Source organism: Streptomyces sp. NBC_00223, from assembly GCF_036199905.1.
GTDB lineage: Bacteria > Actinomycetota > Actinomycetes > Streptomycetales > Streptomycetaceae > Actinacidiphila.
Genome location: NZ_CP108109.1, coordinates 6,752,276 through 6,760,000, shown reverse-complemented (window position 1 = coordinate 6,760,000; position 7,725 = coordinate 6,752,276). Strand labels below are relative to the sequence as shown.

The following is a 7,725-nucleotide window of genomic DNA, read 5'->3' as shown; positions in this document are numbered from 1 at the left end:
CCTTCGATGCGGCGATCACGGCGGCGCACTGCTCGGCTCCGTGGACGAGCGTGGTCAGCTCCTCCGCGAGGGCGCGCTGAGCGAGCCTGGCCTGCGGGCGCTCCTCGGTGGAACGCTCCAACTCCTCGATCTCCGCAGGGGACTTGAAGCTGAAGACCCGGACGAAGTTCGAGATGTCCCGGTCGTCCGCGTTCAGCCAGAACTGGTAGAAGGCGTACGGCGTGGTCATCTCCGGGTCGAGCCAGATCGCGCCGCCCTCGGTCTTGCCGAACTTGGTGCCGTCCGCCTTGGTGAGCAGCGGGGTGGCGAGCGCGTGCACGGTGGCGCCCTCGACCCGGTGGATCAGGTCGATGCCCGCGGTGAGGTTGCCCCACTGGTCGCTGCCGCCGGTCTGCATGGTGCAGCCGTAGCGCCGGTGCAGCTCCAGGAAGTCCATGCCCTGGAGGATCTGGTAGCTGAACTCCGTGTAGCTGATGCCCTGGTCGGAGTTGAGCCGGCGGGATACGGCCTCCTTGGCGATCATCTTGTTCACGCGGAAGTGCTTGCCGATGTCGCGCAGGAACTCGATGGCCGACAGACCCGACGTCCAGTCCAGGTTGTTGACCATGACGGCGGCGTTGGGGCCCTCGAAGGAGAGGTAGGGCTCGATCTGGGCCCGTACCCGCTCCACCCACTCGGCGACGACCGACGGGTCGTTCAGCGTGCGCTCGGCGTTCGGCTTGGGGTCGCCGATCAGACCGGTGGCGCCGCCGACCAGGCCCAGCGGGCGGTGGCCGGCCAGCTGGAGCCGGCGCACGGTGAGGATCTGCACGAGGTTGCCCAGGTGGAGGCTCGGCGCGGTGGGGTCGAAGCCGCAATAGACCGTGACGGGCCCGTCCGCGAACGCCTTGCGCAGTGCGTCCTCGTCAGTGGATACGGCGATCAGCCCGCGCCACTTCAGCTCGTCGACGATGTCCGTCACGGTTTCGGGTCTCCTCATATAGGGGTGGGTGATGCCGCGTGTGGGTGTGAGGTGCTGCTCAGGAACAGGGGTGTACTGCTCGGAGCGGCGTGTCCGAGCCTACGCGGTCCGGGGGCGTCGACGGCGGAGCGTTTTTCACCGCTCCCCCGGCGACCCCTTGGCACCCCCTGGCCGGCGATGTCGTCAGCGGCGCTTGCGCGGGGCGTGCGCCCGGTAGGGGCTGACGGTGGGGTCGCCGTCGATCCAGTAGCGCCAGGGGTGGTCGGCGCCGTCGCCGCCGACGCCCGTACGGGGTCCGGAGCGGATGTCGGTGGCCGGGGGCGGGGTGCCGGTGAGGACCCGGAAGGGGCCCTCACCGTCGGAGCAGGCGTCGGAGCCGTTGAGCTCGCGGTCGACCGAGAGCGCGGTGGCCAGCCGGGCGGGGCCCTGGGCGAGGTCGGCGTCCTTGCGGGAGGTGGGCCGGTGGGCGCGGGCGAGGTCGGCGCCCGCGATGATCCGGCCGGCTCTGAGCAGCACTCCGCTGGCGCGGCCTTGCGGGCCGCACACCAGGTTCAGGCAGTGCCACATGCCGTAGGTGAAGTAGACGTAGGTGTGGCCGGGCGGTCCGAACATCACGGCGTTGCGGTCGGTGCGGCCGCGGTAGGCGTGTGAGCCGGGGTCGTTCGGGCCGTCGTACGCCTCGACCTCGGTCAGCCGCAGCTCGATCGGGCCGTCGTCGGTGGCCCGTACGAGGACGCGGCCCAGCAGGTCGGGGGCGATCTCCAGGACGGGCCGGTCGAAGAAGGAACGGTCCAGAGGGGCCCGGTCGGGTGCGGTGATCACGGGGTACGAGCGTACTGGAACCGGGCGGGGCGGTTCCGCGTGCGTCACGCCCTCCGGGCAGGGGGCGAGACTAGGCTCGGGGCGCAAGATTCTCTCTGCGAGCAGGAGGTGTCGAGGTGACCGAGCAAGCGCGGCGGCCGCTCCCCCATGACTTCCATCCGCCGGTGCCGGAGTTCACGGTGGTGAGCGACGATGTGACGCCGGGCGGGGTCCTCAAGGACGACCAGGTGTACGAGGGGGGCAACACGTCGCCGCATCTGCGGTGGGAGGGGTTCCCCGAAGGGACGAAGAGCTTCGCGGTCACCTGTTACGACCCGGACGCGCCGACGGGGAGCGGGTTCTGGCACTGGGTGCTGTTCGACATTCCGGCGTCGGTGCGCGAGCTGGCGCCGGGGGTGGGGTCGGGGGACTTCGCGGGGTTGCCCGCGGGGGCGGTGCACGCGCGTAACGACTACGGGTCGCGGGACTTCGGTGGGGCGGCTCCGCCGCCGGGGGACGGGGCTCACCGGTACGTGTTCACGGTGTACGCGGTCGATACGGAGAAGTTGGGGGTGGACGCGGAGGCGACGCCCGCGGTGGTGGGGTTCAATCTGCGGTTCCACACGGTGGGGCGGGCCCAGCTGATCGCCCACTTCGAGACACCCTCCGCCTGATCCCACGCCGCCGCACCGGGCATCTCCACCCGGTGCGGCCGGGCCCGCCCGGTGGGGCACCACCGGACACGGACGCTACGCGTCTCCCGTCGCGGCAGCAGCAGGCGAACTCGCGCGCCCAGCGCAGACCCGCCCGGCCGGGCACCACCGGCCGCATGCCTGCCCACCCCGTCCGCCCGGCCGGGCACCGCCGGACCCCGCCGTCCCGCGTCCCGCCGCTGCGGCGGAAAGAAGTGGGCCGCTCGCCCAGACCGGAGCCTCGGAGCGAGGGAAGGCGCGTCGTGCCGACGTGGAAGGCCAGTCCAGGCGGGCGCCGTCCGGTGGCGGGGGGTCGTGGTCCGGCGGCGTGGTTCGTGGGGCGGGAGGGCTCCGGGGGTGGGGCGGCGCCGGCGGCGGGAGGTTCGTGGGGGCCGCGCCGGAGGCGAAATTGCGTTGTCGTGCCGGATCGCGCGCGGGACAGTGGAGCGGTTTCGCGGGACGAGCCGGGAGGTGGGCGGGAATGCGGGAGACGCTCGTGCTGAACGCAAGCTTCGAGCCGCTGTCGACGGTGTCGCTGCGGCGCGCGGTCGTGCTGGTGATGCAGGACAAGGCGGTCGTGGAGCAGGCCCACCCCGGGCTGCGTATCCGCGCCGCCGACGTGGACGTGCCGTTGCCGCAGGTGATCCGGCTGTGCCGCTACGTACGGGTGCCGTTCCGACAACGGGCGCCGTGGTCGCGGCGCGGCGTCCTCGTACGGGACCGGCACCGCTGCGCGTACTGCGGGCGGCGCGCGACGACCGTCGACCATGTGCAGCCGAAGTCGCGCGGCGGCCAGGACACCTGGCTGAACACGGTCGCGGCGTGCTCCGAGGACAACCAGCGCAAGGCGGACCGTACGCCGGAGCAGGCGGGGATGCGGCTGCTGGTCCGGCCGTTCGAGCCCACGCCGGCGGACGCGCTGCTGCTGGCGCTGGGCGTACGGGACCGGGCCGGCCTGCCCGAGTGGCTGGCGCTGCCCGCCTGACCTGCGACGACCCGGGCGGACAAGCCCTCAGCGCAGGATCAGCTGGACGATGGCCACGACGCCGACGACGACGATGAGCGCGCGCAGCACCGTCGGCGGGAGGCGGCGCCCGACCCGGGCGCCGACCAGCCCGCCGATGGTGGCGCCGGCGGCGACAAGGCCGACGGCCGCCCAGTCCATATGGGCGACGATGATGAAGAAGATCGCGGCGACCCCGTTGACCAGGGCGCCCAGCACGTTCTTGAGCCCGTTGACGCGTTGCAGCGTCTCGTTGAGGAGCAGGCCCATCAGGGAGAGGTAGATGACGCCCTGGGCCGCGCCGAAGTAGCCGCCGTACATGCTGGCGAGCAGCAGGCCGAGGGCCAGTACGGGTCCGCCGTGGGTGGGGGCCTCGGCCCCGGTGCGGTCGCGGCGGGCCTGGACCGCGCGGGCCAGCCGGGGCTGGAGGACGACCAGGACCAGCGCCGCGCCGATCAGTACGGGCACGATCGCGTCGAACGCCGCGGACGGCAGGGTGACCAGCAGAAACGCTCCGATGACCCCGCCGACCAGACAGACGCCGCCCAGGCGCAGCAACCGGGCGCGCTGACCGGCGAGTTCACGGCGGTAGCCGATCGCGCCGGCGACGGAGCCGGGGACGAGGCCGAGCGCGTTGGACACGTTGGCGGTGACCGGCGGCAGGCCGACGGCGAGCAGGACGGGGAACGTCAGCAACGTTCCCGACCCGACGATCGTATTGATGGTGCCCGCGCCAATTCCTGCGGCGAAGACGGCCAGGGCTTCTGCTGGGGACATAGCGGTTCTCCATGATCGCTGCGCATCCTCCCCGCCGTGGGGTCGAGGGGTGCGCGGCGATCATTTCACAGCGGGCGCGGCGGCAGAACAGCGTCCCGAACTGCGGGCAGGCGCCCCCGGCCGTACCCGGCCGGGGGCGCCTGATGCCTCATCCGCGACGGCCGACCCGTACGGGCCGACGTCCCGCCCCGCTCAGTCCTTGTCGAAGGGCGCGGCCTCGCGGCGCGGCGCCGGCGTGGTGGGCGCGCTCGCCCCGCCGTTGCCGGTCCCGGGCGCACCGGGGATGTTGACGATCCCGCCGAGCCCCTTGAGCGCGTCGTTGAGTTCGCTGGGAATGATCCAGAGCTTGTTGGCGTCGCCCTCGGCGATCTTCGGCAGCATCTGGAGGTACTGGTAGGCGAGCAGCTTCTGGTCCGGGTCGCCGGCGTGGATGGACTCGAAGACCGTACGGATCGCCTGGGCCTCGCCCTCCGCGCGCAGGGCCGCGGCCTTGGACTCACCTTCGGCGCGCAGGATGGAGGACTGCTTCTCGCCCTCCGCGGTGAGGATCTGGGACTGGCGTATGCCCTCGGCGGTGAGGATCGCGGCGCGCTTGTCACGGTCGGCGCGCATCTGCTTCTCCATCGAGTCCTGGATGGAGGTGGGCGGTTCGATCGCCTTGAGCTCGACGCGGTTGACCCGGATGCCCCACTTGCCGGTGGCCTCGTCGAGGACACCGCGCAGCGCCGCGTTGATCTCCTCACGGGACGTCAGGGTCCGCTCCAGGTCCATGCCGCCGATGATGTTGCGCAGCGTGGTGACGGTGAGCTGCTCGATCGCCTGGATGTAGCTGGCGACTTCGTAGGTCGCGGCCCGCGCGTCGGTGACCTGGTAGTAGATGACGGTGTCGATGTTCACGACCAGGTTGTCCTGGGTGATCACCGGCTGCGGCGGGAAGGGGACGACCTGTTCGCGCAGGTCGATCCGGTTGCGGATGGTGTCGATGAACGGCACGACGATGTTCAGCCCGGCGCTGAGGGTCCGGGTGTACCGGCCGAATCGTTCGACAATGGCGGCGCTGGCCTGCGGAATGACCTGGACCGTCTTGATCAGCGCGATGAAGACGAGCACCACCAGGATGATGAGGACGATGATGATCTGCATGTCCACTCCCCGGGCCTTGTGACGGTGAAGGTGGAAGTACGCCGCTGCTGGCGTACTTCGGCATGATCAAGTCTCGCAGACCGGTGGCCTGCCGCGTGCGGGTTCGTCGGGTTGGGCTGCATGACGACGGCGGTCTACATGACGACGGCGGTCGCTCCGTCGATCTCGACCACGTCCACGTGCTGCCCCGGGTCGAAGACCTGGCCGAGCTCCAGGGCGCGGGCCGACCAGATCTCTCCGCCCAGCTTGATCCTTCCCCCTTCACCGCCGTCCACCCGCTCCAGGACCACGGCCTGCTTGCCCTTGAGCGCGTCCACTCCGCTGCGCAACTCGGGGTGGTCGTGCCGGTTCCGGTAGGCGATCGGGCGTACGACGGCGAGGAGCGCGACCGAGACGACGACGAAGACGACGACCTGGGCCACGATTCCGCCGCCCATACCCGCCGTGATCGCACCGGCCACCGCCCCGACGGCGAACATCCCGAACTCGGGCATCGCCGTGATCACCAGCGGAATGCCCAGACCGACTGCTGCTATGAGCCACCACACCCATGCGTCCACGTTACCCATCGTAAGCGTGAACGCCCTTGGTGCGGCAGTGCTTTGAGGAAGCGATAACGAGGAAGCCGTGACTCACGCCTGCGACAGCGGCAGCCCGGCGGCGGTCCAGCGGTCGCCGCGGCGCTCCACGACGAGGGGGAGGCCGAAGCAGAGGGACAGATTGCGCGAGGTGAGTTCGAGGTCGAGCGGTCCGGCCGCGACGACCTTGCCCTGACGGATCATCAGCACATGGGTGAAGCCGGGCGCGATCTCCTCGACATGGTGGGTGACCATGATCATGGAGGGGGCGATGGGGTCGCGGGCGAGCCGGCCGAGCCGGCGTACGAGGTCCTCGCGGCCGCCGAGGTCGAGGCCCGCGGCGGGCTCGTCAAGCAGCAGCAGCTCGGGGTCGGACATCATCGCGCGGGCGATCAGGGTCCGCTTGCGCTCGCCCTCGGACAGGGTGCCGAACTTGCGGTTCAGGAAGTCGTTCATGCCGAGCCGGTCCAGGAAGGCGCGGGCCCGGTCCTCGTCGATCTGCTCGTAGCCCTCGTGCCAGGTGGCGGTCATGCCGTACGCGGCGGTGAGCACCGTCTCCAGTACGGTCTGGCTGCGCGGCATCTTCTCGGCCATGGCGGCGCCGGCCATGCCGATACGGGGGCGCAGCTCGAAGACGTCCACGTTGCCGAGCTTCTCGCCGAGGATCTGCACGGTGCCGGAACTCGGGAAGAGGTAGCTCGACGCGACATTGAGCAGGGTGGTCTTGCCCGCGCCGTTGGGGCCGAGGATGACCCAGCGCTCCCCCTCGGCGACCGACCACGAGACCTGTTCCACCAGAGCCCGTCCGTCGCGGACCACGGATACGTCCACCAGCTCCAGTACATCGCTCATGAGCGCGTTGTCTCCCATTGCAGTCTCGGCAGATCCGGCGTGCCGGGTACGGCACGAGCCGGAAGGAACCCCCGGGGAAAACTTACGCCACCGCGCGACAGGTCCAGTCCCTAGGCTGGGGGCATGCTTGATGAACCTCGCTCAGGGCGGCTGACCGCGTGGGGAAATGCCCTGCTTGCCGGACTTGCCGCACCTGATGACGTCGCCCAGCGGATCACCTCGGACGACGCCGTGCACCGAGTCTCGGGCCTGCCCGGTGAACGGACGCCGGTCGGTCTGACGCTGGGGCTCGGCAGGCTGCGGGCCCTGGGGGTGACCGGGCTGCGGCTGGCGCTGCCGGTCTCCGGGCACCCGCTGGGGCTGAGCGGCCCGCCGGAGTTCAACGCCAGGGCGCTGGCCGCGGGCGAGGCGGTGCTCACGGTGGGCGGGGCGGCGCTGGGCCTGGTGCCGGAGGTGCGCGAGGCGGGCCCGGAGGGCGATGTGCACGTGGAGGTGGAGTGGCAGTGCCTTCCGGTACGGGACTCGCCGCCGGCCGACGTTCCCTCGCTCGGGGAGGCGGAAAGGGAGCTCGCGGAAGCACTCCGGGACGCGACGCACGCGCTGGCGCAACTGGACGTCGCGGGCGCGGGGCCGTCCGCGCAGGCGGCGCTGGAGGCGTACCGGGCGCGCTCGGAGCGCGGACACGAGGTGCTGGCCCCGGGATACCCGCCGCGCGCGGTACGGGTGCTGGCGCTCGCCCAGCGGGTCGGGGCGCTGGTGGCGCTGGCCGCCGACGGTCACGGGGCCGCGGTGAGCGCGTCGCAGATCGCGGCCCGGGCGGAATTGCTGCGGCCGGTGGAGCGTACGGCGCGCAGGGCGCAGGTGGCGGCGTACAACGCGTATGTCGAGGAGGCGGAGCGGCGCAGGCCGTGAGCGCGC

General features: G+C 71.5%; 9 protein-coding genes (1 of these 9 running past the window's edge). 3 read left to right on the top strand and 6 right to left on the bottom strand.

Annotation, left to right across the window (positions count from 1 at the left end; translation table 11 throughout):
• Positions 1–961, bottom strand: the 5' portion of a protein-coding gene (tyrS, locus tag OHA30_RS28870) for a tyrosine--tRNA ligase (protein WP_328916805.1). Its footprint begins 299 nt before the window's first position; the window shows 961 of its 1,260 coding nt (coding positions 1–961); it begins with the start codon at positions 959–961; its stop codon lies beyond the left edge, outside the window.
• Positions 962–1,144: 183 nt separating this feature from the next.
• On the bottom strand, positions 1,145–1,783 hold the full coding sequence (locus tag OHA30_RS28865; RefSeq protein ID WP_328916804.1) for a DNA-3-methyladenine glycosylase: 639 nt from the start codon (positions 1,781–1,783) through the stop codon (positions 1,145–1,147).
• A 116-nt stretch (positions 1,784–1,899) separates the two neighbouring features.
• Here OHA30_RS28865 and OHA30_RS28860 point away from each other — a divergent pair, with 116 nt between their 5' ends.
• The gene (locus OHA30_RS28860; protein ID WP_328916803.1) at positions 1,900–2,436 is read left to right on the top strand and encodes a YbhB/YbcL family Raf kinase inhibitor-like protein; all 537 of its coding nucleotides are present in this window, start codon (positions 1,900–1,902) and stop codon (positions 2,434–2,436) included.
• Positions 2,437–2,935: 499 nt separating this feature from the next.
• A complete protein-coding gene (locus tag OHA30_RS28855) occupies positions 2,936–3,439 on the top strand; it encodes an HNH endonuclease (RefSeq protein WP_328916802.1) in 504 nt (167 codons plus the stop codon).
• A 27-nt stretch (positions 3,440–3,466) separates the two neighbouring features.
• Here the strand turns inward: OHA30_RS28855 and OHA30_RS28850 are convergent, their stop codons facing one another.
• The 4 genes from OHA30_RS28850 to OHA30_RS28835 form a co-directional block, all read right to left on the bottom strand.
• Positions 3,467–4,234 carry a sulfite exporter TauE/SafE family protein gene (locus OHA30_RS28850; protein WP_328916801.1) on the bottom strand — a complete coding sequence of 256 codons (768 nt, stop codon included), beginning with the start codon at positions 4,232–4,234 and terminating at the stop codon, positions 3,467–3,469.
• Between the two features lie 192 nt (positions 4,235–4,426).
• Positions 4,427–5,377, bottom strand: coding sequence for an SPFH domain-containing protein (locus tag OHA30_RS28845; RefSeq protein WP_328916800.1), 951 nt, complete (start codon positions 5,375–5,377; stop codon positions 4,427–4,429).
• Positions 5,378–5,511: 134 nt separating this feature from the next.
• Positions 5,512–5,946, bottom strand: a complete 435-nt coding sequence (locus OHA30_RS28840) for an NfeD family protein (protein WP_328916799.1) — start codon at positions 5,944–5,946, stop codon at positions 5,512–5,514.
• A gap of 63 nt (positions 5,947–6,009) precedes the next feature.
• Positions 6,010–6,825, bottom strand: coding sequence for an ABC transporter ATP-binding protein (locus OHA30_RS28835; protein ID WP_328916798.1), 816 nt, complete (start codon positions 6,823–6,825; stop codon positions 6,010–6,012).
• A 105-nt stretch (positions 6,826–6,930) separates the two neighbouring features.
• On the opposite strand from OHA30_RS28835, the gene OHA30_RS28830 reads away from it, so the two are divergent.
• Positions 6,931–7,719, top strand: coding sequence for a hypothetical protein (locus tag OHA30_RS28830; RefSeq protein WP_328916797.1), 789 nt, complete (start codon positions 6,931–6,933; stop codon positions 7,717–7,719).
• The last annotated feature ends 6 nt before the right edge of the window (positions 7,720–7,725 follow it).

What these genes read in the sequence shown, in the direction of transcription:
- OHA30_RS28855 (WP_328916802.1), top strand. Translation starts at nt 2,936, where the DNA reads ATGCGGGAGACGCTCGTGCTGAACGCAAGCTTCGAGCCGCTGTCGACG.
- OHA30_RS28850 (WP_328916801.1), bottom strand. Translation starts at nt 4,234, where the DNA reads ATGTCCCCAGCAGAAGCCCTGGCCGTCTTCGCCGCAGGAATTGGCGCG.
- OHA30_RS28845 (WP_328916800.1), bottom strand. Translation starts at nt 5,377, where the DNA reads ATGCAGATCATCATCGTCCTCATCATCCTGGTGGTGCTCGTCTTCATC.
- OHA30_RS28840 (WP_328916799.1), bottom strand. Translation starts at nt 5,946, where the DNA reads ATGGGTAACGTGGACGCATGGGTGTGGTGGCTCATAGCAGCAGTCGGT.
- OHA30_RS28835 (WP_328916798.1), bottom strand. Translation starts at nt 6,825, where the DNA reads ATGGGAGACAACGCGCTCATGAGCGATGTACTGGAGCTGGTGGACGTA.
- OHA30_RS28830 (WP_328916797.1), top strand. Translation starts at nt 6,931, where the DNA reads ATGCTTGATGAACCTCGCTCAGGGCGGCTGACCGCGTGGGGAAATGCC.